The organism is uncultured Fibrobacter sp., from assembly GCF_900316465.1.
Classification (GTDB): domain Bacteria; phylum Fibrobacterota; class Fibrobacteria; order Fibrobacterales; family Fibrobacteraceae; genus Fibrobacter.
This window is the reverse complement of sequence record NZ_ONDD01000007.1, coordinates 1-26,661: the sequence shown is the minus strand read 5'-3', so window position 1 is coordinate 26,661 and position 26,661 is coordinate 1. Positions and strand designations below refer to the sequence as shown.

Here is a 26,661-nt window from a genome sequence, read left to right as displayed (position 1 = left end):
TGTTTTGAAAAAACGTAAATATATTGTATTCTTCTTTTTGTTTTGTACAAAAATTGCTTTTGCCACTATTCCATCAGTTCAACTGATGAGTGAACGTTATCGTACAGAGTGGAATTGGATAGAATATCGATTAACCTTAAAAAATACGTCGTCTGATATCATATTTAATCCCGAAATTCGTTATTATGCAAAGGGAGAATTGCTTTCTGCAACTGTTGATTACTCAACATGGCTTTATCCTGTTGTTGCAAGTGTTACTTCGTTAGACGAAACTTCCATTGTAAAACTAAAAGTGAACGCAATGCTATATTCGGGGGATTCTGTAGAGATTCATTTCCGAATATATAGAGATGAATATTTGGTTGAATTGAATTCTAGTCAGGATTGGTCTTATCAGCATAACGAGAATGTGGTTGAACGTAATTACTTTATGCCGGTTTACGATGATTACCATAATTTAATGTGGGGCTATGACCCGCTGAATGGGAAGGTCAATGCGGATGTCGTTTTGTGGAGCGAAAGAGGCGTCAATATGGTTGTTGAACGGTATTCTGGAGATGCTTCGGAAATTGTACCTGCAGGGCGGTTTTGGTTATTCAAGGATGTTCCGCTTTCTTTGAAGGAACGTGAAATTTTGGACCAGAGCGGAATAGTAAGATATGAAGTGGGGCGACATCTTGGCAAGGACTTGATTCTTTTTAAATCGGATTCAGATGTTCGCAAGGCGTATTTGGATAGTGTTTTGTATGGATTTTATAATGCGATACCTGTAAATGATACGACACGTTTGTCTTTGAATGTGTCAGAACATTCTATGAGTGATACCTTGCCTTTGATTGTAGGGTGTTGGCCTGATGTAGATTTTGCAAATTGTATTGGATTTGTGCAAACTTGCGGGGGCGAGAATGTTGAGTATGCAAGAAATGATGTACTTGTTAAAATGCTAATAGATTCAATTCAGTGTATCGAAAAAAATAGTGATGTTTATTTTGTTTTGCAACAGTACGAGGGCGTTCCTTTGAATGATAACTCAAAGTTTGCGATAAATTTATCAGACATTCAAAACACTGCAGCATTTTTATCTGCGATGAATGATTCCACAAAATGGCTTAATGGCGTAGATTATACGGGCGAGGGGATTGTTGTAGGGGTTTATGATACAGGTATTGATTTTAGTCATCCAGACTTTCAGGAAATGGATTCTAGCGGAATTATGAAAAAAAGATTTATTAGAGAAGATGAATACTTTGGATATATGGCTTTTGACTCTGTAATAAATGAAATAAAAGAAGATGTTGAGTGGCATGGAACGGGTGTGGCAGGGATTATTGGTGGTAATGGGACGAATTCTAGGAATCGTGTTTATCGGGGAATTGCCCCGAAAGTCCATTTTTTTTCAGGGAAAACGAATCCTTATTGGCAAATAGGGCATGTTGTAAATCATTCGCATATGGATGCTACAAAAATAAACGGTGTTTATAGAAATGATGCTTACACAATTGATAAGGCTATTTTTGATAATTGGAAAAAAGGGTGTAATGTAAATCATCAATCTTCTAGTTGTGTTGAAGGGGATTCGCTTACGAAAACGGTTATATATGCCGCTGCAAATAGTGGTGGACTTGAAGGGAAACCTTTTCAAGATGTGCAAAAAGGGTTCCACTCTGTGTTGGCAAATTCAAAGAATGCGATTACTGTTGGAAATATTACCAGTAAAGAGGGTGTTCGGTTTTATTCATCAAGTATGGGACCCACTTGGGATGGTCGAATAAAACCGGATGTGATGGCTCCTGGAGCGACAAGTGAAATACTCGTTAATCAAGAGAATCCGTTTGAAATTCTAATTGATTATGTAAAATTATTCCGTGCAGGAGAGACTTTGCCGTATATGGTGCTAGATTTTAGCAGTAATCGATTAAGCCTTGATTCTGCAAATCTTTATTCTTCGTATCGTGGTTCAATTGTCAATCCAAATGTGAATAATGACAGCTTATTTCAGTTAGGCGTTAATGAACCTAATTTTGTAGCTCTATATAATGGGTGGAAATTTGATAATCGGATAAATATTTTGTCAACGGATGAATTGGAAATTCGGATGAAACTTGCGAAAGGATCCGTATTAGATAATATAATGTATGGAAGTGTCTTCTTTGGAACCCATGAATCCTCGTTTTATAATCCTCAAGGAGGAAATTCTTGGTTTGAATTTATTAATACGATTTGGAATGTGGATACGAATTTTGCAACAACTCGTGTGAGTTTGAATCAGTTGCCAGATACCCTTGCGGCGTACTTTATACGCCTTGATTTTGGTCTTGTAAAAGGAATTGTTACTCCATATTCATGTCAGGGGGATAGTTGTGGGTATGCGTATTTAAGTGATGGTGGCACTTCTGAGTCGGCACCCCAGGTGTCGGGTTTGGCGGCCTTGATGTATCAAAAATTCAAAAAGTGCACGGGCGAACCCTTGGATAAAATGTCTATGCGAAATTCTACGGTCAAGTCACTCATCATTCATTCTGCAATTGATATGGAGGATTCCGAGAACGCCCATTTCGAATGGAATCCTGATATTACGTTTGCGCATCATAATAATAGTGGTTATTTTACGCCCTATGGTAAAGGCCCCGACTTTGCAACTGGTTGGGGAAAGATTGATGCCGCAGCAACTTTGAATACCATTGAAAATTATAAAGCAAAGACAAAGGAGTTTCCCCGATTTAAGGAATTTGAAATTGCCAATGGAATGGAAAAAAGATGGAATGTTTATGTGAATGGAAGTCCTGAAAAAATGAGGGCTACCCTTGTTTGGGATGATGCGCCTGGAATTTATAAAGTTGTTACCAATGAACATAATTTTTTAGATTCAAAATTAATGAACGATTTGGATATGTATCTTATCAGTCCATCTGGAAGATATTATTATCCGTGGAGACTGGACCCGCTGCCGACGGATTTCATTGATATAAATGGAAATTTTATTGATGATTTTTCATCTGGTCTTGAGAAAATAAGGATGCAGGATGTTCGTGATGCCTACAACAATTGCAGTTCCTCGAATTTGTTAGATTCATTATGTTTTGACCATTTGAACAATGTCGAAGTTGTCGATGTGGAAAATCCAGAGAATGGTGTTTGGCAGGTTGTAATTCGTGGAACACGAATTAGCTATGAAAATAATGAAACGGGGACTGCTCAAATCGCTTCTTTAGTGTCTGATTTTGAACTCAAAAAATCTCAATGTCAAACGGAGCATAACTATTTGCCCCAAAGTCGTTATGTGTGTGAATATCTATTTGATGGGAATTCTGCCAACTATGTTACTTTTGCCGAAAGTACCTTTGTTGGGACAGGGGATACGATATCTCTTTATGATGCGAATGAATCTTTGCTTGGGAAATATGTAGCTGATTCGCTTGCAGGAAAGAAATTAAAGGTAAAGTCTACGAAACTGAAGGTTGTGCTTGATAGTGACAATGATGGTGTTCAGGGCTGGGGCTTTGGTGTAACTCAAATCCAGTCTATTCCATATTCTATATTGAAAATGCCGTTTGAATTTGTAAATTGAGCTTGTACATGAAAGTGGTAAATGTGAATATATAAAGTAAAATAGGTATATTTGGCAACCAAAAGGTTTTGAAAAGCATCTAAATTATATGAAGTTTTTTGTTTTGTTGTTTATTTCCTTGTACTTGATTGCCTGTGGCGGTAATGATTCCGCTCCCGGTGCAGGGGCCCCTGGTAAGGGTGCTGCAGGCAAGGGCGGTCCCGGTGGTCCGGGTGGCAGGCCTGCTCGCGAAATCGCAGTAGAAGGCTATATTGCCGAAGCCCATGAAGCGGGCAAAGTTTTTTCCGCAATGGCGACGCTTGAACCGCTGAACAATGTGCAGCTGACGGCGGCCGCGTCGGGCAGACTCACGAACCTTTATGCAAAAGATGGCGCCCAAGTTCAAAAGGGTGCGCTCCTCGCTAAAATTGACGATTCCGAACTCCGTGCGCAACTCAAGCAGGCGGAATCGAATCAACAGCTTGCTCAGCAAAAGTTTGATCGCGTCAAGACGCTTTTCGAAAAAGACGGAGCCACCAAGGCTGACATGGAATCTGCCGAAGCTTCGCTCAAGTCTGCCGAGGCTTCTGTAGAACTCATCAAGGCCCAAATTGCAAAGACCGAAGTGCGTGCCCCGTTTGCAGGCAAGCTCGGCTTTGTGAATGTGTCCGTGGGCGCTTGGCTTACGACGGGTACGTCGATTGCTTCTCTTAGCGAAGTGAAAAAACTCAAGGCAAAATTTGCTCTCCCGCAGCGCTACGCCTCGACGCTTAAAGTGGGCGATGCCGTAGATGTGAAGGACGAAGAACGCAATGTGGCAAAGTCCGGCAAGGTGAAGGCGTTGGAAGCTGCGCTCTCTGAAAGCAGCCGCACGCGTCAGGTGCTTGTCGAAGTCGAAAATGCCGGCAATGAACTTTTGGCAGGCTCTTACGCCAAGGTGAATGTTACGATGCAGGCGGGCATGGCCAAAAGCATCCCGATTCCGGCAGAAGCATTTACTCTCGATAAAGATGGCGCCTACGTATTTGTAGCGACTGGCGGTAAGGCCAAAATCAAGCATGTCGAAACTGGCCTCCGCACTCCGATTGCAGTCGATGTCACCGGTGGTCTCGATGAAGGCGATACGGTAATCACCTCTGGCTTGATTAGCCTTCGCGAAGGGGCTTCCGTCCGTATCCGCGAAATCCGTCATAACACCGATTACGAAGTGGAGTAGGTGAACGATGAGTGTCGCGAACCTTTCCGTACGTCGCCCGGTCCTTATGACCGTGATGGCGCTCGTGATTATTTTGCTTGGCGCCTTCGGTGCTTCTAACTTGGGCGTGCGTGAATACCCGAACGTAGACTACCCGCTCATTCAGGTGCGTACTTCTTACCCGGGCGCAAACGCTGCCGTGGTCGAAGCCGAAGTCACCGAAATATTGGAAGCATCCATCAACAGTGCTTCTGGCATTAAGGCTCTGACCTCTACCAGTCGCGATGGATTCTCCTTCATCAATATTGAATTTGAAACCGGGATGGACCTGGAAGCGGCCGCCAACGAAATCCGCGACCGCGTGAGCCGCGTGCGCCGTCGGTTGCCGGATGATGTCGATGAACCGACCGTCTACAAGTCTGACAGCGATAACGACCCGATTTTGATGGTGAGCCTTGTGAGTGACAAGCTCGATCCGATGGAAGTTTCGGAACTGGCGAACAACTTTGTGAAGGAACGCTTGCAGACCATCAATGGCGTCTCCGAAATTGCAATCTGGGGCGAGAAACGTCCGACGGTTCGTTTGTGGATTGATCCGGTGCGCTTGCAGGCTTTGGGCGTTTCTGGCGCCGAGATGTCGGCGGCTCTCAAGAAGGGGAACTTGGAACTGCCTTCGGGCTCTATCGAAGGTAGCGAAACCACGCTTTCGATCCGCACGCTCGGTCGTATCCTTGATCCGAAGGCTTTTGAAAACATCGCTATCAAGACGGCTGCTGACGGCACCGTGATTCGCATTTCCGATGTGGCTGACATTCACTACGAACCGAAGGATACTCGTACTGGCTTTAGGCGCAACGGCAAGAATTCCATTACGCTTGCGTTGATGGCGCAGCCCGGGTCGAATCACGTGGAAATTGCCGATGAATTTTACAAGCGAGTCGAAGACATTCGCCGCGAAATTCCCGAAGGCGTTGATCTTCTTTATGGTCGCGATACTTCTATCAACATCCGTGCTTCTATTAAAGAAGTGGTGGAGACGATTTTCATTGCATTCCTGTTGGTGATTGCGATTATCTTTGCCTTCCTCCGCGAAGGCCGCACAACGCTTATCCCGATGGTGGTGGTGCCGGTTTCTGTAATCGGTAGCTTCTTTGTGCTTTACTTGTGTGGCTTCTCGATCAACGTGCTGACCTTGCTTGCCATGGTGCTCGCCATTGGACTTGTGGTGGATGATGCCATTGTGATTGTGGAAAATATTTACCACAAGATTGAAAAGGGAATGACTCCTAAGCAGGCAGCTGTGGCGGGTACGAATGAAATCTTCTTTGCCGTGATTGCGACCTCTGTGGTGCTGATGGCCGTGTTTGTACCGGTGCTTGCGCTGGGCGGTACGACGGGTCTCTTGTTCCGCGAATTCGTGGCGGTGATGATTGGTACGGTATTCCTCTCGACGTTGTGCGCTCTGACGCTTTCGCCGATGCTTTGTTCCAAGTTCTTGAAAAAGCAGAAGCAGGGATGGTTCTTCCGTGTGACGGAACCGTTCTTTGACGGAATGAACCGAATCTATTCGGTGCTTCTCGGGGGCTTCCTCAGAATGCGTTTGCTCTTGTTCCCGATTGTGGCGGGCCTTTTGGTGGCGGCCTATTTCTGCTTCAATAACATGAGTAGCGAAATGGCTCCGACTGAAGACTCGAATGCCGTCATGGTGAACTTGAATATGCCAGAAGGCGTGACGCTGACGCGAACCAAGCGCATGGCCGATGCCTTTGCCGAAGAAGTGATTGCCCTGCTAGATAGCAACGAATACACTGAATTCCAGGCGGGTGCATGGAATGCGGGTAATTCAAGAATGCGCTTGACCTTGAATGACAACAAAAAGGCGCGTCGCCCGCAGAGCGTGATTGCTCGCGAAATCCAGCTGCTCGGTAACGAATACCCGGACTTGCGCGTGATGGTGTTTGAACCGCAGAGTATCAGTACGCAACGCGGTGGCCTTCCGGTGCAGTTCGTGTTGCAGGCCCCGAATATCGAAATATTGCGTACGCTTGTTCCCAAGTTCGAAGAAGAAGCGAGCCATAGTCCTGTCTTCAGCGTGGTGAATACGAACCTGCGCTTTACCAAGCCGGAACTTCATATTGAAATTTTGCGCGACAAGGCCAACGAAGAAGGCGTGTCGGTGAACGATATTGCGCAGGCGGTGCAACTTGCCATTAGCGACCAAAGCTACGGCGAATTCTACAAGGATGGTCGCCAGTATGACATTATCGGTGCGGTGGGTTATCAGTACCGTAGCATGCCCGAAAACATTGCAATGCTTTCGGTGAAGAATGGCAAGGGCGAACTGGTGAGCGTTGAAAACTTTATCACCTTTAGCGAACAGTCCGCATCGCCGTCGCTCCCGAGATTCAATCGCTTTAGCGCAGCGACTATTCAGGCGGGCCTTGTGCCGGGCAAGACGATTGGCGACGGCGTGGAAGAGATGCGCCGTATCGCAAAGCACTTGCTGAAGGATTACCCGAACGTGAGTACGGCTTTGAGTGGTTCGTCGAAGGAATTCGAAGAAAGTTCCAGCGGCCTCTATATCGTGTTCCTCTTGGCGCTTGCGCTGGTGTTCTTGGTGCTTGCGGGCCAGTTCGAAAGTTTCCGCGCTCCGTTTGTCATCTTCTTTACGGTGCCGCTTGCTTTGGCGGGTGCGCTCGCTTGCTTGTTCATTACGGGCCAGACGCTCAATATTTTTAGCGAGATTGCGCTGATTCTTTTGATTGCGCTTGTGACGAAGAACGGCATTCTGATTGTGGAATTTGCAAACCAGATTGCGGCGAATACGGGCTGTAACAAGCTTGAGGCGGCTCGGTTAGCGGCGGAACGCCGCTTCCGCCCAATCCTCATGACGAGCCTTTCGACGGTATTGGGCGCTGTGCCCTTGATTCTCACGGGCACCCCGAGCCGTATCGCGATGGGTGTCGCCATCGCAGGCGGTCTTACGTTTGCGACGTTTATGACGCTCTTTATTGTGCCGGCAGCTTACAGCTTCTTTGCGGGCAAGGTTTCGATGGATGCCATGAAGAGTACCGACGCCTCCAAGATGGCGTGAGATTATTTCACCATCTGGAATACGCGCTCGCCTTTGCGACTCATGCCATAACGCGTGCGTAACAGGTTCTCTTTGTACAGGGAATCTTTCTTGAGGCGTTCAATCTCAATGTTGCAAGAGTCAATGGCGTGCTGCAGGGAATCGATCTGCGCTTCGTACTTGGCGATGTCCTGCGTGATTTTTTGCTGCTGCTTCAAGCTGTTTTTTCCGAACATCAACTGCGAAATGACAATCGCAAATGTTGCGACAATCGTAAACAGGATTATCCAGAAAAAACGCTTTTTCACGTCAAGTTGCTCCATTAAAGTAGAACTGGAAGTTGTCCGGTGAATGGACTAGACCCGAAAGTTCTAACTCTGTTAATATAGCTAAAATATTGTTGGACTTGAGGTTACATTCGTTCTGCAACTCCTGAAAAGTCTTCTTGAAACCATTGAATTGCTTAAATAGCGCAAGGGCTTCGAGAGAAAGATTGCAACCGATTGCTTCGATTTGCTTTAGGCTGACGGCCGCGTTTTCATGAGTTTCCGTTTGAGTCTTGGGGAGTCCCGCGACTACTCGTAGGCTTTCGGGTACAAAGACAGGTTTGGCCTTTCCTTGATCCAAGTACTTGTTTGGCCCGGCGGCAGCTTCGCTATCGAAGTCCCCGGGAACGGCTATCAATAGCTTGTTTTCTTGCAGGCAATAGTCGGCGGTAATGAGTGCACCGCCTTTAGCTTTACTTTGTACTAAAACTGTGGCGCGGCTGAGACCGCTGATAATCCTGTTGCGTGCAGGAAAGTTTCCTTTGAAAGAGGGAAAGTCTTCTTCGTATTCGGTCATAATGCACCCACCGGCATCAATAATGCGGCGGGCGAGTGTCGCTCGGTCTCCTGGAATAGGAACGCCCAGTCCCTGCGCAATAACAGCAATCGTTGGAATCCCAAAATCAAGCGCCGCTTCGTGGCAATAATAATCGATGCCTTGCGCAAGCCCAGAAACAACGACGGCTTGAGTCCCTTGCAACGACTTCACCAAGCGTCGACAAAGCTCGCGGGCGGAACTGGTGGGGCGGCGTGTGCCTACCATGGCTATCCCGATGCAATCGCTTGCAGGCAAGTTACCGCGAACGTATAGTAACGGTGGCGCTAATGGAGATTCCCTGAGGGAAAGCGGGAATTGTTTCGGTTCAAGTGTTTCGTACTTTCTATCTTTGTCTGTCATGAAATATTCCTTTGATGACTTGGTGAAAATTATGGCGACCCTCCGCTCCCCGGAAGGCTGCCCTTGGGACAAGCAACAGACGCACCAGTCGTTGCTCCCGTATTTAGTCGAAGAATCCCACGAATACATTGATGCCGCCCAGGCAAATGACAAGGCTCACATGGCCGAAGAATTAGGCGACGTCTTGTTCCAGGTGGTGTTCCATTCCCAGGTTGCTAAAGAGAACGGCGATTTTTCAATCGACGACGTGGTGCAGGGAATCTGCGAAAAAATGATCCGACGCCATCCGCACGTTTTTGGCGATGCAAAGGTTGATGATTCGAAAGGCGTAGTTCGCCAATGGGAACGCATCAAGGCGCAAGAAACGAATAATCTAAAAATGCAAGGCAAGTCCGCTATGGACAAAGTAAGCAAAAGCTTGCCGACGCTTGCCCGTGCTCAAGAGCTTCAGCGCCGTGCCGCCAAAGTGAGCTTTGACTGGACCGAGGCTGAACCTGTCTTTAACAAGGCTGTGGAAGAATTTAGTGAATTCCGTGCCGAAATGCAAGCGGCTTCGCCGGAAAATCGCAATGTGGAACGCATGGAAGATGAATTCGGCGATATCATGTTCAGCTTGGTGAATGTGGCGCGCCACTGTGGCTTCAATGCGGCCTTGGCGCTGGAACGTGCGAATTCGAAATTTGAACGCCGCTTCCGCGTGGTAGAACAGATGGCCCGCGACCAAGGCAAGGAAATGAAGGACGTTGGCCTCGAAGGCCTGCAAGAAATGTGGAAACAAGCGAAGGCTGCATCCAGGTCGTTCTAATTTGGAGCATTCCATGTTGGAATACGAAAGTTGAAAAAATATTTTCGCATTCCTGATCCCGATGGTATATTAAGTAATGTGCTTCCAGTCCATTCTGATTTAGCGAAGGGATGCTGGAGCAAATCACGGGGTAGAATAGACCGGAAGCACGCTTGTTTTCTTCTAATTCCACTTGTCCCGCAGAGGTCTCCCTTCTGCGGGACTTTTTGTGGCTCATAGAAAGTTTTTATTCAAACAAAAAAAATCCCCGGTGCGTTGCACCGAGGATTTTAAACTTCTAAGAAGCTTGGCTTTAGCTTTTTTGTGAGCCACAAGCGACTTGTATTAACGAGTCGTGGTGGCGAGAGCAAGGCGATATCACATTTTTATGAATGCGATAGAGCCGTGCGGTCTGTTAGGCACGAGCCTTGGCCTTGTCGCCGTACTTCTTGATGAGTTCTTCCTGGATGTTCTTCGGAACCGGGAGGTACTTGCAGAATTCCATGGTGAATTCAGCCTTACCCTGGGTCATAGAACGAAGGTCGGTAGCGTAACCGAACATTTCGGAAAGCGGAACTTCGGCAGTGATGGTGGTCATGCCGAGTTCTTCGCTCGTACCAGTGATGGTACCACGACGCTGGGAAACGTTACCAACAACAGAACCCTGGAATTCGGTCGGAGTCTGGATTTCGACCTTCATGATCGGTTCGAGGATCTGAGCGCCAGCCTTTTCGAAAGCTTCGCGGAAGGCCATACGGGCTGCAACCTGGAACGCCATATCAGAAGAGTCGACCGGGTGGTATGCACCATCCTGGACTTCCATTTCGATACCCACAACCGGGAAGCCGATCAAGGAACCGGCTTCCATGCAGCTCTGGAAACCCTTGTCGCAAGACGGGATGTATTCCTTCGGAATACGGCCACCCACGACGGAGTTCACGAAGTTGTAAACCTTTTCCTGGTCGCCTTCGACAGCCATCGGACGCATTTCGCCGACAACCTTAGCGTACTGACCAGAACCACCGGTCTGCTTCTTGTGGGTGTAGTCGAACTTGGCCGGACGGGTAATGGTTTCGCGGTAAGCCACCTGCGGAGCACCGGTCGTCACGTCGCACTTGTATTCGCGGCGCATACGTTCGATGTAAACGTCGAGGTGAAGTTCGCCCATACCCTTGATGATGGTCTGGCCGGATTCCTTGTCGACTTCCACCTGGAACGTCGGGTCTTCCTTGGTGAAGCGGTTCAGAGCCTTGGACATGTTGTCCAGGTCGTCGCGGTTCTTGGCTTCGATCACGAGTTCGATCACCGGATTCGGCACGTGCATAGAAGTCATGTTGTAGTGGTTCTTGCCGTCGGTGAAGGTCGTACCGGAAGCGCAGTCGATACCGAACAGAGCAACGATGTCGCCTGCACCGGCTTCGGTGATATCCACCATTTCGTCAGCGTGCATACGCACGAGACGGCCCACGGACACCTTCTTGCCGGTGGCCATGTTGGTGATCATGTCGCCCTTCTTGAGGGTACCCTGGTAAATACGGATGTAGGTGAGCTGGCCATAGCGGTCGTTCACGAGCTTGAATGCGTAGCAGACGAGCGGTGCGTTGTCTTCGGACTTCAGCACGACTTCGGCTTCGTTGTTGTCGAGGTCGAGAGCCTTGTTTTCAACTTCGGTCGGGTTCGGGAGGTAGTCGATAACGCCGTCGAGGAGCTTCTGGACACCAACGTTTTTGTGAGCGGAACCCATGAACACCGGGGTCACTTCGAGGCTGATGGTAGCCTTACGGATGGTGGCCTTGATGAGGTTCTTGTCGATTTCGTCGACGCCATACTGGCCTTCCATAGCCTTTTCCATGATTTCGTCGCTGTAGTCTGCGCAGCAGTCGATCAGCTTTTCACGGTATTCGTTGGCCTGGTCAACGAGTTCGGCCGGGATTTCCTTTTCGATCATGTCGTCGCCGTTAGCGCCTTCGAAGTAGTAGGCCTTCATTTCGACGAGGTCGACCACGCCCTTCAGTTGGTCTTCGAGACCGATAGGAATCTGCATGACGCAGGGCTTGTGGTTGAGCTTTTCCTTGAGCATGACAGCCACGCGGAGCGGGTTTGCACCGGAGCGGTCGCACTTGTTCACGAACACGACGCGCGGCACATGGTAGCGCTTCATCTGGCGGTCAACGGTAATAGACTGGGACTGAACACCTTCCACGCCGGTGAGCACGAGGATAGCACCGTCGAGCACGCGGAGAGAACGTTCCACTTCGATCGTGAAGTCCACGTGCCCCGGGGTATCGATGATGTTGATGGAGTCGGCTTCGCCAGACTTGGTGTGGGTCCAGTTTGCAAACGTAGCAGCGGACTGAATCGTGATGCCGCGTTCGCGTTCAAGTTCCATGGAGTCCATCGTGGCACCGACGCCGTCTTTACCACGAACTTCGTGGATAGCGTGGATACGCTTTGTGAAGTAGAGGATACGTTCGGTAAGGGTGGTCTTACCGGAGTCGATGTGGGCAGAAATACCAATATTTCTGTGCTTTTCAATGTTTTTCATATTTTATTCCACAAATGGAGTTGATGTTTGTTTGAGTTGCGCCCAAAGATAGAAAAAAAAAGCCCCCTTTCAAGGGCTTGATTATGGGAATAGGCTTGAGATTGGCTTTTAAACCTGATTTTCGGCATTTTCGACGATTACGTCTGCTTCTTCGGCAAGGGAATCGTCGGGATTGTCGGCCAGAGCCTTGAAATAGCTTGCGGCCGTTTTACCGACTTCGGTGGTGTCGTAGAAGGAATAGGCTCCGTTTCCGAGAGCCCCGATGGCCGGAATGGCTCGGAGGGCGGCTCTGCCCAGGAATTTGGTAGAGACCTTGACGCCGATTTTCTTGAGAAGCTTCTCGAGGACGGCAAAAGAGACCTTCTGGACCACAATTCGGCTGCCGGTGCGTACGGCAATGTCGCGGACAAGTTGGGCGGCGCTGTGGCGGAACAGGCACCAGACCATGGCTTCGCGGCTCAGTTGGGCGAATTTTCCGTAAGTTGCGGCAATGTCAGACACCAGCTGGGCCTGAATGCGCCAGATGGCGGCAATGTCCGGAATGGAGGTCAAAACGCCCGTGACACCGGCCGGAACCGAAAGGGTGGCGCTCACCAGGGATGCCTTGACGGCGGCCTGGCGGATCAGTTTCTTGATTTTTTCGTCAGAATTTTCAGTGGGGGAGTGCAGGGATTCTGGAATATCGGTAATCAGCTCGAACAACAAGGCGCTCAGCTTTTCCTTGATTTTTTCCATCTTTTCGTCGGTACAATCGCTCATAAAAGTCTCCTTACGAGACTAATATACATTATTAAATGTGAAATGAGGAATATGCGATTTTAGAAGATAATCTTGGCGAGGCCGCCGGCGAGTCCGGGGAGGTTGTAGCGGAGGGTCTTGCCTTCGAGCCAGTACGAAAGTGCCTGGTCAATCCACTGGCGTTCGCAGGTGATTTTGCGGACGACGATATCGGTGCCTGTGTCGGTATCGTCAAAATAATAGTATCCGCGAAACTTGATCGGGAAAATTTCGCCGTGCAAAAGAACACTCACGTCGGCGGTGCCGTTGTCCGAATCAATAGACACGGACTGGACATCGCCAAAGCGCTTGACCAGTTCGTGGTTCTTGACAAAGGCTTCCACCGCCTTGTTGCGTAAGTTCCCGAGTATCGACATGGGTTAGCGGGGGAGCGTCAGGATTTCGATGCCGTTCTTGGTACGGGCCACGGTGTGTTCCCACTGGGCGCTCAAAGAACCGTCACGGGTCACTGCAGTCCAGCCGTCGCTGAGAGTCTTGGTGCCCGGACGACCCACGTTAATCATGGGTTCGATGGTGAACACGTGACCGACTTCGATGAACTGCTTCAGAACGTTGTTGCGGAAGTGGTAAAGGGTCGGTTCTTCGTGGAATCCACGACCGATGCCGTGACCGCAGTAGTCTTCCACTACGCTAAAGTCGTGTTCTTCGGCGACATCCTGAATGATGTTTCCGATATCGTAGTAGCGGGCGCCGTCTTCGCCGGCAACGCGAATGCCTTCTTCCATGCAGAACTTGGCGGTGTCCACCAGTTCCTGGGCGATGTTGCTCACGCGACCCACGCAGAACATGGCAGATGTGTCGCCGTGGTAGCCCGAAAGAATCGTCGTGATGTCGATGTTCACGATATCGCCGTCTTTCAGGATGGTGTTTGCGCTCGGAATACCGTGGCACACGACTTCGTTAATGCTAATGCAGGCATAACGCGGATAACCGTGATAGCCCATGCAGGCAGAAATACCCTTGTTCTTGCGGGTATAGTCGCCGATGAATTCATCAATTTCCAGAGTGGATACGCCCGGTTTGCACATTTCGCCTGCGCGAATGAGTGTTTCTGCGGCGAGGGCACCTGCGTCGCGGATCAGTTCGATTTCTTTTGCGGATTTGATTTTAATTTTGGCCATTTTTATTGCCTTCTAATTAATTTTTCTTCCACGCATAGCGGTCAACCAGGTAGGCGAGCAGCATCTGGTCTTCTTCGGTACCGTTTGCGAGTTCCTTTACCAGCGGGATAACGCGGCTGATGCGTTCGCGGGCCTTTTGGCCTCCAAAGTGGTTCTTTTCCTGTTCGAGCTTGGCGCGCACGCGTTCGCTTACTTTCTTCGCAATTTCTTCGTTTGTCGGAACTTCCATCTTGATGAAGTTGATGCCGAAGTCGGCAGCAGTCTGCTTCATGTCGATTTCTTCGACCGGCGTAATCAGCGAAATGCAAAGTCCGCTGCGGCCCGCACGGGCGGTACGTCCGCTACGGTGCACATACACTTCGTGGTCATCGGGGTGGTCGTACACGATCACATGTGTCACGTGGTCCACGTCAATACCGCGGGCTGCCACGTCCGTACAAATGAGAATGCGGAGTTTCTTGTCGCGGAAAGCGTTCAAGGTCTTTTCGCGCATATTCTGGGCGACATCGCCACTCAGAGCGCCTACGTTGAATCCGTAGCCCGAAAGCACCTGTTCCAGGTAGCTCACGTCGCTCTTCTTGTTGCAGAAAATCATGCAGCTTTCAGGATTGTAGTATTCCAGCACCTTGATGGTCATGGAATCCTTGTCCATTACGTCGCAGGGATACCAGCGGTGCTCCAGGTTGTTGGCGATTACCTTGTCGTAGCTGAGCGAAAGGAATTCGGCACTCGGACGCTGGAATTCGCGGGCGAGGCTCTTCACCGTCTGCGGAATGGTGGCGCTGAACATGGTGCAAGCAATTGCCTTGGGCAGGTACTTGCGGATCTTCTGCATGTCGGGGTAGAAACCCATCGAGAGCATTTCGTCGGCTTCGTCCAGAATCAAGTCGCGGATGTCGAGGAAGTCCACGTTGCCGCGCTGCACATGGTCCATCAGGCGACCGGGGGTTGCCACAATGATATGCACGCCGGCGCGGAGTGCCTTGAGCTGGGGCTCATAGCTTACACCGCCGAAAATAGCGACCGAGCGAATGCCCGTTCCGGCAGAGAGCTTTTCAATTTCGTCTTGCACCTGCAAGCAGAGTTCGCGGGTCGGCACCAGGATAAGTGCCTGCGGGAAAACGTGGTCGCGAACAATCACCTGCAAAAGCGGAAGAACGTAGGCGCCGGTCTTTCCCGAACCGGTCTTGGATTGCACCAGCATATCGCGGGCGGCCAGCATGTAAGGCATCGTCTTGCGCTGTACCGGCATCAGGTCGGTCCAGCCGTGCTGCGCCAAAATTGCTTTCTGTTCTTCGGGCAGCATGTCAAAAGTGTAGTCGGGTAGCTTGTGTTCGGGCTCGATAATCTTGACGGGAGTCAGAAACGGATTAACTTTCTCTTCTTTCTTTTCTTCTTTTACTTCTTCACTCATAGTGAGCGCAAATTTAGTAAAAGGCGAGTGACGCGGCAAAGCAATTTATTGCTTTGGCATGGCCGAGCCGTACTAAATGCACTCCAAAGGAGTGCAATGATAGAAAATTCTATTTGAATGGAGTCCAGTGGTATTCCAACCCAACGCTGATAAACCAGTCAACAGTGGTGGCCCCAATGGTAGTGGGCTCGGCGGCGGCATCGGGAGAAGGCTCCACATAGACATCCTTGCCGCGGCTTGAAATACCCGTACGTACGCTCAAACCGTAGTGCTGCAGGAACACGCATTGCGTGCCAAATCCAAAGAGAGCTCCCTTGTAGGGGTCTTCGGTCTTAAAGCGGGTCTGGTATTCCCTCGAGGGCTTTTTCTTGGAATCCTTGACATCGATATCTTCGGAATAGAAACTGTATTGGAATCCAAGGAATGCGAACAGGTGCAAATCAAGCCATTTGAGGGGAGCGTAGGATCTTGCAAACATCACGTTCAGACCGATTTCATGCTGGGTGAAATTCCAGTGGTCCAGTTCGTCGTAGACTTCGTCTCGGTCGTCGATTTTAACGTCGTGGTTTGAATAACGGTAAAAGATTTCGCCACCGATAAAGCCAAACCAGATTCCGCCTGCATACAATGTGAATAGCGGGGTGGAATCGTCCATGAAATTCCAGAGGCTTACGGAGTCGCGGGTGGCGCGGTAATTAGAAACGCGGCTTCTGATTTTGTGCTTGTACCAACTGTAAGGCGTGAACGGGATGTGGGCCTGGGCATAGCCGGCCGAAACGCCTGCCCAAGAACGGAACGTCGGAGTTTCCTTGTATAGGTCGTCGGGTTCCGATTCCATTTTGAGTCGTTCTTCTTTTGTCAAGCGGCGCTTGGTGTTGCGACCGAAGAAGGCGCTTGCAATGTCGTCGCCTAGGGCGATCTTGTCGTTGTTCTTTTTGACGGTGCCAGCAGTTCTTGGCTCAAGCGTCGTTTCGTCGAAAATGGCAATCTGCAGATTGTCGCCTTTGTCTGCGATGAACAAAACGATTTTGTCTTCGAGGGCCTGGAGCTTAGCCATCATGGCGGGGTGACGGGCCTTTAAAAGGTGCGCGTTGAGGCCGGGCTCGATATTGTTAGAAAGCCAGGTGGCGTAACGCATGGCGACGGTGTCGCGTTCCCATTCGCCGTAAAGTCTGCATTTGGGTTCGCCAATGCCAGAATTGTTGCGGCGTAGCGACAGGCAGAATTCCTTGGGGTCGATTGCCGGGTCTTTATCGGGTGTCCAAATCAGAATGTCTGCGTTTTGCCAAAGAGTCCAGTGGGAATCAAAGAATATGTCCTTGGCGTGTGCGGTTCCGGCCAAGAATGCCTGCGTCAAAATGACGGCGACAAATGCGACTAGGGAGAGGTGTTTCATTTGCCTGCCCCCGTGTACATGTTCTTGCGAATCTGCTGGACTGTCAAACGCATCAACTGTTCAAGGTCGTTCAGGGTCAGCTTGATAACGGGGTGCTGGATCTCGTCGACGGCGCTAAACAACGGACGTTGTTTTACATTGTCCCACAATGTATACGATACAATGGCGCTGATATTCTTGACGTCACGCTTGTCTTCTAATTCGTTATGAATCAGGGCGTAATCAAAGAAGTTCTCACGCTTCAGGTCGGTGCCGATAATGACTTCGTGAATCAACAGAATTTGCGGGGGCGTGGTTCCATCGGGGGCGATAACTGTTACGCCTTGCTCTGGAAGCTTGCCTTTCATGAAGATTCTGTCATCGAGTTTTTGGCTTTCTTCGGGGAAGTTTGCCAAAAGCGAATCGGGCAACACGCTGAGCTTGCTGTAACCGCCGCGGAATTCATGTTCCATGGCCTTTGCGCAGAACTCGGTCGCCTTGATTTGCGTGCTATCGCCAAAGTCCAGACGATTTGCAAACCACTTGGTTCGGGTAATGACGAACGCCTTCTGAAGTCCCGCTATCGTAAGCTCTCCGTAGGGGGCTTGCTTGTAAGCGGGGTGCTTTGCGGACCATTGGTAAGAATCGGCGCAACCCGTGAAGAGTAGCGCCGCCATCACAAACAATGTTCCCCAAAGGCGTGCCATTAATCCTTGCTGATTACGGAGCGCCCCACTTTTCGCGGTAGGCGTACACCTTGTCGAGGATTCCTTCGGGAGCGTTGATCTTCTTGCGATTTTCTTCGCTTTCGAGGAATGCGATGATGTCGTTGATGTTTACGATAGAGTGGGCTTCGATGCCGTATTCATCTTGCACGGTCTGGAGTGCAGACTTTCCGTTGTCGAGCTTTTCCTTGCGGTCTACCGAGATCAAGAGACCGATGACATTTGCATTTTCGATCTTCGAAAGTGCCTGCATCGTTTCGTTCACGCTGGTACCGGCCGTAATCACGTCTTCGATAATCACGACGTTCGTCTTTTCGGCGTACTTGTAACCGACGAGCATGCCGCCTTCACCGTGGTCCTTTGCTTCTTTGCGGTTGTAGGTAAAGGTGAGGTCTTGGCTGTACACGTCAGAAAGCTTCATGGCGGTGGCGGCGCACAGGGGAATGCCCTTGTAGGCCGGTCCGTAAAGGTTCTGGGCCTTGCCGTCGAAATGCTTCATGAATGCAGCGGCGTAAAATTCGGCGAGCTTGGAAAGCGTGCGCCCGGTACGGAATTCTCCGGTATTAATGAAGTACGGGGTTTCGCGACCGCTCTTGGTCACGAAGTTGCCGAACTTGAGGGCGCCGGCTTCAACGAGAAAATGAACAAATTGGTCTTTGTTATTCATAATAAGGTCTATAAGAGTGAATGGTTATGCGGCCCCGCACAGAAGACTTACGATCTTTGCAAACACGTTCGTTTCTTCTGTAAGGATTTCAATGACAACCAAGAGGATTGAAATGAGCACGCAAAGTCCGATGTAGAAATAGAAAGACTTCTTGAAGCCCTTGATCTTCATCTTGAAAATTGCCCAGGCAATCACGCTGAAGATAGCGCTGAAAGTCCATGCGGCAACGGCGCCGAGCGAAATGCCCGGAATCAAGCTGATGGCGAAAGTGATTGCGATACCCGGCATAAAGTAGAAGCAAATGCACAAGACGCTCAGCAGAGCGAATCCGACGTAATGCGAGAAACCGCGTTCACGCTGGACAATCACCTGGGGCTGGGTTGGTGTTGCAATGGCTTCTTCTACAGCGCCTTCCTGCGGAACGATATCGGCTTCGGGTGCCGGAGCAGTTTCGGTTTCAACAACCGGAGCGACTTCAGCAGGGACTTCGGCTGGGGTTTCGTTTTGGTTCAGTTCTTCGGACATATTGTCTCCTGTAAAATTCTAGAGGATAAAGGTACGGCCCGCATAAACGAATACGCGGTGTTCCAGCCAAAGCTTGAGGGCTGCCGAAAGCGTGCGCTTTTCGATATCCTTACCCAGTTCAACCAGTTCGTCGATGCTTGCTGTTTCGGGCACGCGTTGAATGTCCTGGCAAATGATTGGACCCTGGTCCAGGTCTTCGGTGGCAAAGTGGGCCGTGGCACCGATGATTTTCACGCCCTTGTGCCATGCCTGGTGGTAGGGCTTGGCGCCCTTGAATGCCGGCAAGAATCCGTGGTGGATATTGATAATGCGGTACTTGAATTCCTCTGTAAAGGATTCGCTCAAAATTTGCATATAACGGGCGAGAACCACCGTGTCGGTGTTGGTTTCGGCGATAATTTCGCGGAAACGGTTCTCGGGAATGCTCTTGTCCGGGTTCGACGGCACATAGTAGAACGGTACACCGAAGGTTCCGCCCACGGGGCCCAGGTCGGGGTGGTTACCCACAATGCAACTGAACTCGCAGGGGAGGTCTCCATCGCGTCTCTTGAGCAAAAGGTCGTAAAGGCAGTGGTCCGTCTTCGAGACGAAGATGGCTACGCGTTCAATTTTGGTGGTATCGAACAATTTCCAGTTCAGGTGGAGGTGACCTTCCAGGGTCTCCAGGTGCTTGCGGACTTCTTCGATATTTTCGGATTCCGCTTCAAAAACGGCACGTAGAAAGAAAGTTTCGATATCTTTTGCCGTATGTTGCTGTAAATCAACAATGTTTGCACCCGCCTTGGCGAGTACCTGGGTTGTTCCGGCAATAAGGCCCTTTTGGTCAGGGCAATGAATCTGCAAAATATAACGAGTAATAGCCATAGCCCAAAATTATAAAATCGCAGGGATTAAGTCTTTGCTCTCCTTCCGAAAATCTAAAATATTCTAACTTTAAACCGGAAACTTTATACGAGAAGGAAAAATGAGTCGTAAATTCTCTTTCAAGTCTATGATTGCCGTTGTTTTCGGTATGGCTGTTGTCCAGGCCGTTGCTGTTCCGCAAAAGTCCTGGGATGCTATTTATAATGCCGAAGGCGAAGGTGATTATTCTGCTGCCAAGATCGAAGGCAAGATTCGTTTCGGTAAGTACACGCACTATAAAGAAGTCCAGCCGGTTTCTTTCAAGGTTGCTGACAGCTTGTTCGCTTTTTCTGTAGCCGGTAACATGACCGTTCCCGCTGACAAGATTGAAAAGGAAGGCTTCTATAACAAGTGTAACGAAACCATGGAAGCATGGATTTCTTTCTTCAACAAGCCGCGCGATTTCGGTGGAGAACAGCTTGTCATTAACATTGCTGGCGTTGACCTCGCTTGTGGCGATGAACTCTTTGCCGTGGGCGATCTGAGAATCAAGTTCACGAACCCCAAGGCTCAAGAAGCCTGGGCGACAAACCTGGAAGCCCGCGAAAAGTACAAGCGCGAAAAGGTGGTGGAATACCGCCGCGCCGAACAGGAACACCGCGCTTCTCTCCGCGACGTTTCGGGCATGGTCAAGGACCCGCGTGATGGCCAGGTCTACCGCACCATCAAGGTCGAAGGCCGTGAATGGTTCGCCCAGAACGTGAACTACAATGTCGAAGGCCATTCCTGGTGCTACGAAGACAAGGAAAACTACTGCGCCCGCGGTGGTCGTCTGTATGACTTGGAAGGCGCCCGTAAGGCTTGCCCCGAAGGTTGGCACCTGCCGCGTGACCGCGAATGGATGGACTTGCTGACTGGCCTCACCAAGTGCTATGACGGTGTCGACAAGTGCGAAAAGTTTGCAAACAAGATGAAGGCTACCACCGGTTGGCAGGGCGGTGGCGGTACCGACGAATACGGTTTCTCCATTTTCTCTTCGGGTTACCGCAAGATGGTGGGTAAGTCTATCGTCCGCTACGAAGACATGGGTGAATACGCCGGCTTCTGGTCTGCACAGAATGGCCGTAACGAAACTATTTGGATTTGGGCAATGGGCCGCATGAGCGACCAGATGGTCCGCCAGCTGGTGCCGAGCAAGACCAACGCCTACTCCGTCCGTTGCATCAACGGTAACTAATCTTTAGTTGACATTCAACAAAGAAAGGCTCCCGAACGGGAGCCCTTTCTGTATTATGTAGCGAGAAGCTCGCGCCGAAGGCGCGGCTTACATCTGACGGATCGGGAAGAGTCCGAGCAGGTCGAGCACGTTCTCGAGCACAATCTGCGTTGCCTGAACCAAGAACAGGCGGGACTTTTCTTCGGCAGAACCGAGCACGCGGTCTTCGTGGATGAACTTGTGCGCGGCTTCTGCGATTTCCAGGGCATATTGGGCGAGAACGCTCGGTTCATCGCCAGCGACAGCATCCAGAATCTTCTTGCCCTTCTTCGACAGAATGTTGATGAGGTTGTAAGCGGCATCGTCGCTGAGCTGGGCCATATCCACATCGGCGATGTTCACCGTGTAGCCGGCCTTGCGCATGATGCTGCAAAGACGCACGTGGGCGTTCTGCACATACGGACCGGTGTCGCCTTCAAAGCTCATCACGGCATCCCAGTCAAAGCGCACATCCTTCAAGCGGCTGTTCTTCAGGTCGTTGAAGGTGAGGGCGGAAATACCGATCTGGCGGGCGATAAGTTCCTTGTTCTCGAGTTCCGGATTCTTCTCGTTGATGAATTCGAGAATCTTCTTCTGGGCGGCTTCGATCACGTCGCGCAGAAGGCTTGCGGTACCCGTACGGGTCTTGCCCTTTTCCCACTTGCCGTCGACCAATTGCAGAATCACGCCGAACGGAATGTGGTACATGTCCTTGTACCATTCGCGGCCCATCTTCTTGAGCACGTGGAACACCTGCTTGAAGTGGAGCGCCTGTCCGAGGTCCACCACGTAAAGGCACTTGTCAAAGTTGTATTCCTTCTTGCGGTAGCAGGCGGCGGCGAGGTCGCGGGTAGCGTACAACGTAGAGCCGTCGCTCTTGCGAATCAGGCAGGGGTTCAGGTCAAATTCGTCGAGCATCACCACGTCCAGATCCTGGCTCTTCACCATCAAATTCTTTTCGCGGAGTTCGTCGAGGATGGCCGGAATCTTGTCTTCAAAGAAGGATTCGCCGGTGTAGTGGTCAAAGCCCACGCCCATCATGTCGTAGATGCGCATGAGTTCCTTGAGCGTTGCGGCGCGGAAGGCGGTCCAAAGCTTGCGGTAGAATTCGTCGCCCTGTTCGAGCTTGGTGAATGCGGCGCGTGCTTCGTCTTCGAGACCCGGCTCTTCCTTGCTGGCCTTGGAGAAGGCGGCGTAAAGGATGTTGAGTTCCTTTACGGTCAGGCTGTCGAGTGTGGCGTCGTCGGTGGGGCGCTTTTCGCGGAGGTACATCACGATGAGCTTGCCGAAAGCGGTACCCCAGTCACCGAGGTGGTTGATGCGTTCCACCTTGTAGCCTGCAGCCTTGTAAATGCGGGAAAGCGAGTTTCCGATCATTGTCGAGCGCAGGTGGTGGAAGGCGAGTTCCTTACCGATGTTCGGGGAGCTAAAGTCAATGCAAACGACCTTGCCATTCGGGGCGGCGTGTCCGTATTCCAAACCCTTCGCGGCGATTTCTTCGAGCGTAGACTTCGCGAGGAATCCACGGTCAATAAAGAAGTTCAGATAGCCGTTCACGGCTTCCACCTTTGAAAGTCCGGCGGGGAGTTTCACCTGGGCGGCCAAGTCTTCGGCAATCATCTTCGGAGCCTTACGCATCACCTTTGCCAAAGAAAAACATGGAATGGTAAAGTTGCCGTGCGTGGTGTCAGGCGGCACAGAGATAAGCTTGAGGGCGGCTTCCTTTTCGAAGGAACCGGTAGCGGCGAGCGCTTCTGCGATTTCTTGCTCAAACGAGTTCATCTTCACTGCTCTTCTTCTTGGAGGTCTTCTTCACAAAGTCGTTTTCATCGAGAGTTTCAATCGTGCCGTCGGCGTACAGGCGGTCCAAAGAAATCTCGTTACGCTTTTCTTCTTCGAACAGGTGTACCATCAGGTCGAGGCCAGCGTCGAACACGGCCCAACGCACGCCTTCCTTGTATTCCACGCCCACGGACGGAATGTTGGCGGCCTTGAATTCCTTGCGGAGTTCATTCAAAATAGCCTGCATCTGGGCTTCGCTTTCGCAAGTGGCGACAAGGAAAAAGTCGGTCACGTCCTTGATGCCGCGAAGGTCAATCAATTGGACGTCTTGGGCGCGCAATTCAAAAAGAATGCTAGCGCCGATATTTACGGACTCTGGCAGGTCTTTGATTTTTGTTGTCATTTTTCTTCTCCCTGTTCGGGTTCAATGATTTGATTAAAGTCTTTTCCGATGTATACGGCGGCATCGACGACAGCGCGGTCGCTATGGACAATCAACACGTTGTCGGTCTTGAGCGCTTGGGCGAGCGCCTTCGCGCCTTCCCATTCGGGGTTTCTAAGAACAAGAACGGTCTCGTCGTAATTCTGCAGACGGTCGTTTCTTGAACTTACAATGTCAAAGCCGTTATCGCGCAGGTAAGAGCGCATTTTGGCTGCAGCCCCTTGCATGCCGCAACTATTCAACACTTCGACATCGCCCTTGTAGGTTCTCTTGACCTTTACGACTTGGGGCTTTTTTTCTTCTTCGCAACCTGTAAAAAGAAATGCCGCTAAAACGGCCATGATGGCGAATGAAAAAGGAAATGTTTTGGAACGGCTTTTGTTCATTTTCTAGTGCAAATCTAGAAAAATGTGAACTGATGTCATAATGTTATTTGTCTTACCTGCAGTAATAAGGCGTTCTCCATGGGCATCCGCCATACAAGTAGCGGTAGGGCCCGTAAGCCTTGAATGCATCGTTTTCGTTCACGAACATGAGCCTGAAAGACATGTTCTCGTTGGGTTTGTACTCCAAGGCTATGTCTGGTATGACAACGCCTACGTTTCCTTGGCGGGCGTCTTCTTTGGCGATTGGTGTTCCAAAGCGAAAATTTGAATACAGCGGCATCCAAAGCCCCACGTTTGCATATAAATGAAGCTCCGGAGTAAACTCGTAGGCGAGATGTGCCATGTAGCTTTGCTGGGCAAAACTACCGAAGGTGCCACCCATGAAGCTCACGGAATAGGTGTAGGCGACTTTAAGGGCGGGGTCAAAAGTCTCGTGCCTTACCAGGCGATCGGGGTCAAAATGCTCCCGGTTCCAGGGAATTCCGTCGTCAGGAACCACGTAGACTGTATCAACAATGGTGTCCTTTGCGGCGGTTTTCACAAGGGAAGAATCTTTTTTGCTAACAACAGAGTCTGCCTTTACGGGGCTTTCCGCAAAAGCAAATGCAGTAAGGACTATGGTTAGCAATAAAAATCGCATGGCTAGAATATAGCAAATGCGAATTAGACGATTTCGTTCTTGTTGTTGACGTGGATAACTGTAGGCTTCCACGATTTGGCTTCTTCTTCGCTCATGGTTGCATAAGCAACGATAATCACGAGATCGCCGGGCTGAACAAGTCGGGCGGCGGCTCCATTCAGGCAAATCACGCCAGAACCGGCTGGGCCTTCAATCACATAGGTGTCCAGGCGGTTGCCGTTGTTCACGTCAAGAACGCCCACTTTTTCGAAGGGAAGAATATTGGCGGCGTCCATCAAGTCGCGGGCAATAGTAATCGACCCCTCGTAATTGAGGTTTGCGTCGGTTACAGTTGCGCGATGAATTTTGCTCTTGAGTAATTCTAGCTGCATGATGCGCTTAGAACTTGACATTGAAGAATCCCGCAACACCCTTTTCCGGGGTCGGGAGAATGCCGTAGCTGAAGCGGTTTGCGTCCGGGTTGCTGTCCCATTGGGTGCTGAAGAAAGCGTCAGCAAAGGACCAAATGTGTGCGCCAGCCACAAAAATCAAACCATACCACCAAGCGGAATTGCCGTCGATTGCAAGGTAAACCGTTGCGCCGACACTTACGCCCCAAAGAGCGTCAATCCAAATGGCTTTCATGGATTCCTGCTTGTGCCACTGATACAGCGACGGAACAAGGAGGGAAAGGTAAGCGTAGCCTTGGTCGCCGGAGTGGTTGCGGTAAGAGCGGTCGATGTCTGCGTCTTCAAGACCGCCAGAACGCTGGGCGAGCCATTCTTCTTCAGAAACGCCGAGCTTTTCCCAGGGCTTCTGCAAATATTCGGACGGACGAACGCCCATTTCGACGAGGTGAGTGAGCTTATCTCTCGAAACACCTTCTTGCTTGGCCTGCTGGAATTCCCACTGGGTGAGGCCCATTTCTTCGTAATTGAATCCCTGCCATTCGTCTGCAGTGGCAGATGCCTCGCCAACGCTTGCGCTAGAAGTTTCTTCAGCGTTGCTGTCGTCGGCAAAACCGTCGTCTGTTGTTTCCTCGGAGGCCCCGTAAGAATAGGAATCTTCGGAAGATTCGTCGTCGTCAAACTGTGCGAACGCAATGGAGCCGCACAAAAGCACCGTTGTGAGAATCTTGCACCAATTCGCCATCAGTTTCTTCCTTCAAAAATAATGCCGGGGGAGGGAATCGAACCCTCACACTCTCGCGAGTACCGGATTTTGAGTCCGGCGCGTCTACCAATTTCACCACCCCGGCTCGGGGTTTGCTCAAATATAGAACAATTTATGCTTTTTTTGCAGGGGAAAACGTGAAAAAAGCGCTTTTTTGTGCAAATTTACCTTTTCAAAAGGGGCTGATATTCAATTTTTAGGGGTGCAAGCTTGTTTGCTGCGAAATCGACAGCTTGATCCTTGGTTTCAAATTTGCCTGTTTGCACCAAATAGAGCGTTTTTTCGCCTCGCGGCTGTTCAATAATCGTGCAAGTGACTTTTTGCTTTTTCAGATTCGAAACCAGCAAATCTGCATTTGATTTTGTTCCAAATGCGCCCAACTGCAAGGTCCAGTATTCTGCCGATGCAGATGCTGCAGGTACTGCGGGAGCAGGAGCCGGTGCGGCGACAGGTGCTGTTGCAGCAGGAGCGACAACCTTAGGTTGTTCGACTGCAGGTGCTGGTTCGGCAACAGCGGGTTTGGGTTCCGGAGTGGCAACCTTTGCGGGGGCGGCAGGAGCGGCCTTGGCCTGCGAAGCGGTTTGAATTGCCTTGAGCGAATCCGGATTGTTCAACAGGTTGCAGCGGTCGATCAGGTCTTCCGACTTTACCTTTGCCTTGACGGCCTTGCAAACCTTTTGCAGTACAATGGCTTGGTGCGGGTGCGAAGTCTCGATAGCTTGAATCAGGTCTTCGGCGGCCTTGTCGTATTTGCCCAAGTAAAGTCGGAACTGGGCGCTGGTCATCATCAAGTCCGCATAGATTGCACGCTGCGGGTTAGTTGTCTTGATCAAACTGTCGAGGCGGTTGCCTGCAATCTTGAATGACTGGGCGCTACCCATCTGCGAAAGGGCGAGTACGTTCCACAGGTAGCATTCGGCACGCAGGGAATCCGGTTCCTTGGGGCAGGCGGCTTCGTAGGCGGCGGCAGCTTCTTTCCAGTTGCCGGCAACGTATGCTTTTTGTGCATCGGCCATCGTCTGCGCGAATGTGTTTGCTGCCAAAAAAGCAAGTAAAACAGAAATTGATTTTGCCTTCATATCAAAAACCTCATTCCTTTAAACCAACTTGCCACGAATCGTCCATCCGCGAATGTCGTCGAGCTTCACCTTCACGTAGTCGCCGGGCT

General features: G+C 50.3%; 24 protein-coding genes and 1 tRNA gene. 5 read left to right on the top strand and 20 right to left on the bottom strand.

Annotated features, from left to right (window positions below):
- Positions 1-4: 4 nt before the first annotated feature.
- The 3 genes from QZN53_RS03950 (at position 5) to QZN53_RS03940 (ending at position 7,836) form a co-directional block, all read left to right on the top strand.
- Positions 5-3,568, top strand: coding sequence for a S8 family serine peptidase (locus QZN53_RS03950; RefSeq protein WP_163437623.1), 3,564 nt, complete (start codon positions 5-7; stop codon positions 3,566-3,568).
- A gap of 88 nt (positions 3,569-3,656) precedes the next feature.
- A complete protein-coding gene (locus QZN53_RS03945; RefSeq protein WP_163437622.1) occupies positions 3,657-4,763 on the top strand; it encodes an efflux RND transporter periplasmic adaptor subunit in 1,107 nt (368 codons plus the stop codon).
- Between the two features lie 7 nt (positions 4,764-4,770).
- The gene (locus tag QZN53_RS03940; RefSeq protein WP_163437621.1) at positions 4,771-7,836 is read left to right on the top strand and encodes an efflux RND transporter permease subunit; all 3,066 of its coding nucleotides are present in this window, start codon (positions 4,771-4,773) and stop codon (positions 7,834-7,836) included.
- 2 nt (positions 7,837-7,838) lie between these two features.
- Here the strand turns inward: QZN53_RS03940 and QZN53_RS03935 are convergent, their stop codons facing one another.
- Positions 7,839-8,123, bottom strand: a complete 285-nt coding sequence (locus QZN53_RS03935) for a septum formation initiator family protein (protein WP_163437620.1) — start codon at positions 8,121-8,123, stop codon at positions 7,839-7,841.
- A gap of 1 nt (position 8,124) precedes the next feature.
- Positions 8,125-9,039, bottom strand: coding sequence for a DNA-processing protein DprA (gene dprA, locus QZN53_RS03930; protein WP_163437619.1), 915 nt, complete (start codon positions 9,037-9,039; stop codon positions 8,125-8,127).
- On the opposite strand from dprA, the gene mazG reads away from it, so the two are divergent.
- Positions 9,038-9,844, top strand: coding sequence for a nucleoside triphosphate pyrophosphohydrolase (gene mazG / locus QZN53_RS03925; RefSeq protein WP_163437618.1), 807 nt, complete (start codon positions 9,038-9,040; stop codon positions 9,842-9,844). The genes dprA and mazG overlap by 2 nt on opposite strands.
- A 394-nt stretch (positions 9,845-10,238) precedes the next feature.
- Here mazG and fusA read toward each other — a convergent pair whose 3' ends face one another.
- The 10 genes from fusA to purU form a co-directional block, all read right to left on the bottom strand.
- On the bottom strand, positions 10,239-12,368 hold the full coding sequence (gene fusA / locus QZN53_RS03920) for an elongation factor G (RefSeq protein WP_163437617.1): 2,130 nt from the start codon (positions 12,366-12,368) through the stop codon (positions 10,239-10,241).
- Between the two features lie 108 nt (positions 12,369-12,476).
- Entirely contained in the window at positions 12,477-13,127 is a 651-nt protein-coding gene (locus tag QZN53_RS03915; protein ID WP_163437616.1) for an EcsC family protein, read from the bottom strand.
- Positions 13,128-13,186: 59 nt separating this feature from the next.
- Complete coding sequence (locus tag QZN53_RS03910) at positions 13,187-13,522, bottom strand: hypothetical protein (RefSeq protein ID WP_163437615.1); 336 nt, start codon at positions 13,520-13,522, stop codon at positions 13,187-13,189.
- 3 nt (positions 13,523-13,525) lie between these two features.
- Complete coding sequence (gene map, locus QZN53_RS03905; protein WP_163437614.1) at positions 13,526-14,287, bottom strand: type I methionyl aminopeptidase; 762 nt, start codon at positions 14,285-14,287, stop codon at positions 13,526-13,528.
- Between the two features lie 16 nt (positions 14,288-14,303).
- Positions 14,304-15,701 carry a DEAD/DEAH box helicase gene (locus QZN53_RS03900; RefSeq protein WP_163437613.1) on the bottom strand — a complete coding sequence of 466 codons (1,398 nt, stop codon included), beginning with the start codon at positions 15,699-15,701 and terminating at the stop codon, positions 14,304-14,306.
- 109 nt (positions 15,702-15,810) lie between these two features.
- Positions 15,811-17,097 (bottom strand): hypothetical protein, encoded by a 1,287-nt coding sequence (locus tag QZN53_RS03895; RefSeq protein WP_163437612.1) that lies wholly within the window; start codon positions 17,095-17,097, stop codon positions 15,811-15,813.
- Positions 17,094-17,783 carry a hypothetical protein gene (locus tag QZN53_RS03890; RefSeq protein WP_163437611.1) on the bottom strand — a complete coding sequence of 230 codons (690 nt, stop codon included), beginning with the start codon at positions 17,781-17,783 and terminating at the stop codon, positions 17,094-17,096. Before QZN53_RS03890 ends, QZN53_RS03895 begins: the two co-directional genes overlap by 4 nt.
- 13 nt (positions 17,784-17,796) lie before the next feature.
- Positions 17,797-18,468 carry an orotate phosphoribosyltransferase gene (gene pyrE, locus QZN53_RS03885; RefSeq protein WP_163437610.1) on the bottom strand — a complete coding sequence of 224 codons (672 nt, stop codon included), beginning with the start codon at positions 18,466-18,468 and terminating at the stop codon, positions 17,797-17,799.
- 24 nt (positions 18,469-18,492) lie between these two features.
- Positions 18,493-18,993 carry a hypothetical protein gene (locus tag QZN53_RS03880; protein ID WP_163437609.1) on the bottom strand — a complete coding sequence of 167 codons (501 nt, stop codon included), beginning with the start codon at positions 18,991-18,993 and terminating at the stop codon, positions 18,493-18,495.
- Positions 18,994-19,011: 18 nt separating this feature from the next.
- Positions 19,012-19,857 carry a formyltetrahydrofolate deformylase gene (gene purU, locus QZN53_RS03875; protein ID WP_163437608.1) on the bottom strand — a complete coding sequence of 282 codons (846 nt, stop codon included), beginning with the start codon at positions 19,855-19,857 and terminating at the stop codon, positions 19,012-19,014.
- Positions 19,858-19,957: 100 nt separating this feature from the next.
- Here purU and QZN53_RS03870 point away from each other — a divergent pair, with 100 nt between their 5' ends.
- Positions 19,958-21,073 carry a fibrobacter succinogenes major paralogous domain-containing protein gene (locus QZN53_RS03870; RefSeq protein WP_294651758.1) on the top strand — a complete coding sequence of 372 codons (1,116 nt, stop codon included), beginning with the start codon at positions 19,958-19,960 and terminating at the stop codon, positions 21,071-21,073.
- Positions 21,074-21,160: 87 nt separating this feature from the next.
- Here QZN53_RS03870 and argS read toward each other — a convergent pair whose 3' ends face one another.
- From argS to QZN53_RS03830, 8 genes are all read right to left on the bottom strand, one after another.
- The gene (gene argS, locus QZN53_RS03865) at positions 21,161-22,873 is read right to left on the bottom strand and encodes an arginine--tRNA ligase (protein ID WP_163437607.1); all 1,713 of its coding nucleotides are present in this window, start codon (positions 22,871-22,873) and stop codon (positions 21,161-21,163) included.
- Positions 22,860-23,276, bottom strand: coding sequence for a ribosome silencing factor (gene rsfS, locus QZN53_RS03860; RefSeq protein WP_163437606.1), 417 nt, complete (start codon positions 23,274-23,276; stop codon positions 22,860-22,862). The genes argS and rsfS overlap by 14 nt, the downstream gene beginning before the upstream one ends.
- Positions 23,273-23,656, bottom strand: coding sequence for a LytR C-terminal domain-containing protein (locus QZN53_RS03855; protein ID WP_294651750.1), 384 nt, complete (start codon positions 23,654-23,656; stop codon positions 23,273-23,275). Before QZN53_RS03855 ends, rsfS begins: the two co-directional genes overlap by 4 nt.
- A gap of 97 nt (positions 23,657-23,753) precedes the next feature.
- On the bottom strand, positions 23,754-24,242 hold the full coding sequence (locus QZN53_RS03850; protein WP_294651748.1) for a hypothetical protein: 489 nt from the start codon (positions 24,240-24,242) through the stop codon (positions 23,754-23,756).
- A 122-nt stretch (positions 24,243-24,364) separates the two neighbouring features.
- Positions 24,365-24,712, bottom strand: a complete 348-nt coding sequence (panD, locus tag QZN53_RS03845; protein ID WP_163437692.1) for an aspartate 1-decarboxylase — start codon at positions 24,710-24,712, stop codon at positions 24,365-24,367.
- 7 nt (positions 24,713-24,719) lie between these two features.
- Positions 24,720-25,472, bottom strand: a complete 753-nt coding sequence (locus QZN53_RS03840; RefSeq protein WP_163437603.1) for a hypothetical protein — start codon at positions 25,470-25,472, stop codon at positions 24,720-24,722.
- A 22-nt stretch (positions 25,473-25,494) separates the two neighbouring features.
- Positions 25,495-25,578 (bottom strand) — tRNA-Leu (locus QZN53_RS03835).
- Between the two features lie 79 nt (positions 25,579-25,657).
- Positions 25,658-26,572 (bottom strand): SPOR domain-containing protein, encoded by a 915-nt coding sequence (locus tag QZN53_RS03830; RefSeq protein WP_163437602.1) that lies wholly within the window; start codon positions 26,570-26,572, stop codon positions 25,658-25,660.
- Positions 26,573-26,661 lie beyond the last annotated feature (89 nt).

Coding starts and splice junctions, on each gene's coding strand:
- QZN53_RS03945 (WP_163437622.1), top strand. CDS start 3,657: ATGAAGTTTTTTGTTTTGTTGTTTATTTCCTTGTACTTGATTGCCTGT.
- QZN53_RS03940 (WP_163437621.1), top strand. CDS start 4,771: ATGAGTGTCGCGAACCTTTCCGTACGTCGCCCGGTCCTTATGACCGTG.
- mazG (WP_163437618.1), top strand. CDS start 9,038: ATGAAATATTCCTTTGATGACTTGGTGAAAATTATGGCGACCCTCCGC.
- dprA (WP_163437619.1), bottom strand. CDS start 9,039: ATGACAGACAAAGATAGAAAGTACGAAACACTTGAACCGAAACAATTC.
- fusA (WP_163437617.1), bottom strand. CDS start 12,368: ATGAAAAACATTGAAAAGCACAGAAATATTGGTATTTCTGCCCACATC.
- QZN53_RS03915 (WP_163437616.1), bottom strand. CDS start 13,127: ATGAGCGATTGTACCGACGAAAAGATGGAAAAAATCAAGGAAAAGCTG.
- QZN53_RS03910 (WP_163437615.1), bottom strand. CDS start 13,522: ATGTCGATACTCGGGAACTTACGCAACAAGGCGGTGGAAGCCTTTGTC.
- map (WP_163437614.1), bottom strand. CDS start 14,287: ATGGCCAAAATTAAAATCAAATCCGCAAAAGAAATCGAACTGATCCGC.
- QZN53_RS03900 (WP_163437613.1), bottom strand. CDS start 15,701: ATGAGTGAAGAAGTAAAAGAAGAAAAGAAAGAAGAGAAAGTTAATCCG.
- QZN53_RS03895 (WP_163437612.1), bottom strand. CDS start 17,097: ATGAAACACCTCTCCCTAGTCGCATTTGTCGCCGTCATTTTGACGCAG.
- QZN53_RS03890 (WP_163437611.1), bottom strand. CDS start 17,783: ATGGCACGCCTTTGGGGAACATTGTTTGTGATGGCGGCGCTACTCTTC.
- pyrE (WP_163437610.1), bottom strand. CDS start 18,468: ATGAATAACAAAGACCAATTTGTTCATTTTCTCGTTGAAGCCGGCGCC.
- QZN53_RS03880 (WP_163437609.1), bottom strand. CDS start 18,993: ATGTCCGAAGAACTGAACCAAAACGAAACCCCAGCCGAAGTCCCTGCT.
- purU (WP_163437608.1), bottom strand. CDS start 19,857: ATGGCTATTACTCGTTATATTTTGCAGATTCATTGCCCTGACCAAAAG.
- QZN53_RS03870 (WP_294651758.1), top strand. CDS start 19,958: ATGAGTCGTAAATTCTCTTTCAAGTCTATGATTGCCGTTGTTTTCGGT.
- argS (WP_163437607.1), bottom strand. CDS start 22,873: ATGAACTCGTTTGAGCAAGAAATCGCAGAAGCGCTCGCCGCTACCGGT.
- rsfS (WP_163437606.1), bottom strand. CDS start 23,276: ATGACAACAAAAATCAAAGACCTGCCAGAGTCCGTAAATATCGGCGCT.
- QZN53_RS03855 (WP_294651750.1), bottom strand. CDS start 23,656: ATGGCCGTTTTAGCGGCATTTCTTTTTACAGGTTGCGAAGAAGAAAAA.
- panD (WP_163437692.1), bottom strand. CDS start 24,712: ATGCAGCTAGAATTACTCAAGAGCAAAATTCATCGCGCAACTGTAACC.
- QZN53_RS03840 (WP_163437603.1), bottom strand. CDS start 25,472: ATGGCGAATTGGTGCAAGATTCTCACAACGGTGCTTTTGTGCGGCTCC.
- QZN53_RS03830 (WP_163437602.1), bottom strand. CDS start 26,572: ATGAAGGCAAAATCAATTTCTGTTTTACTTGCTTTTTTGGCAGCAAAC.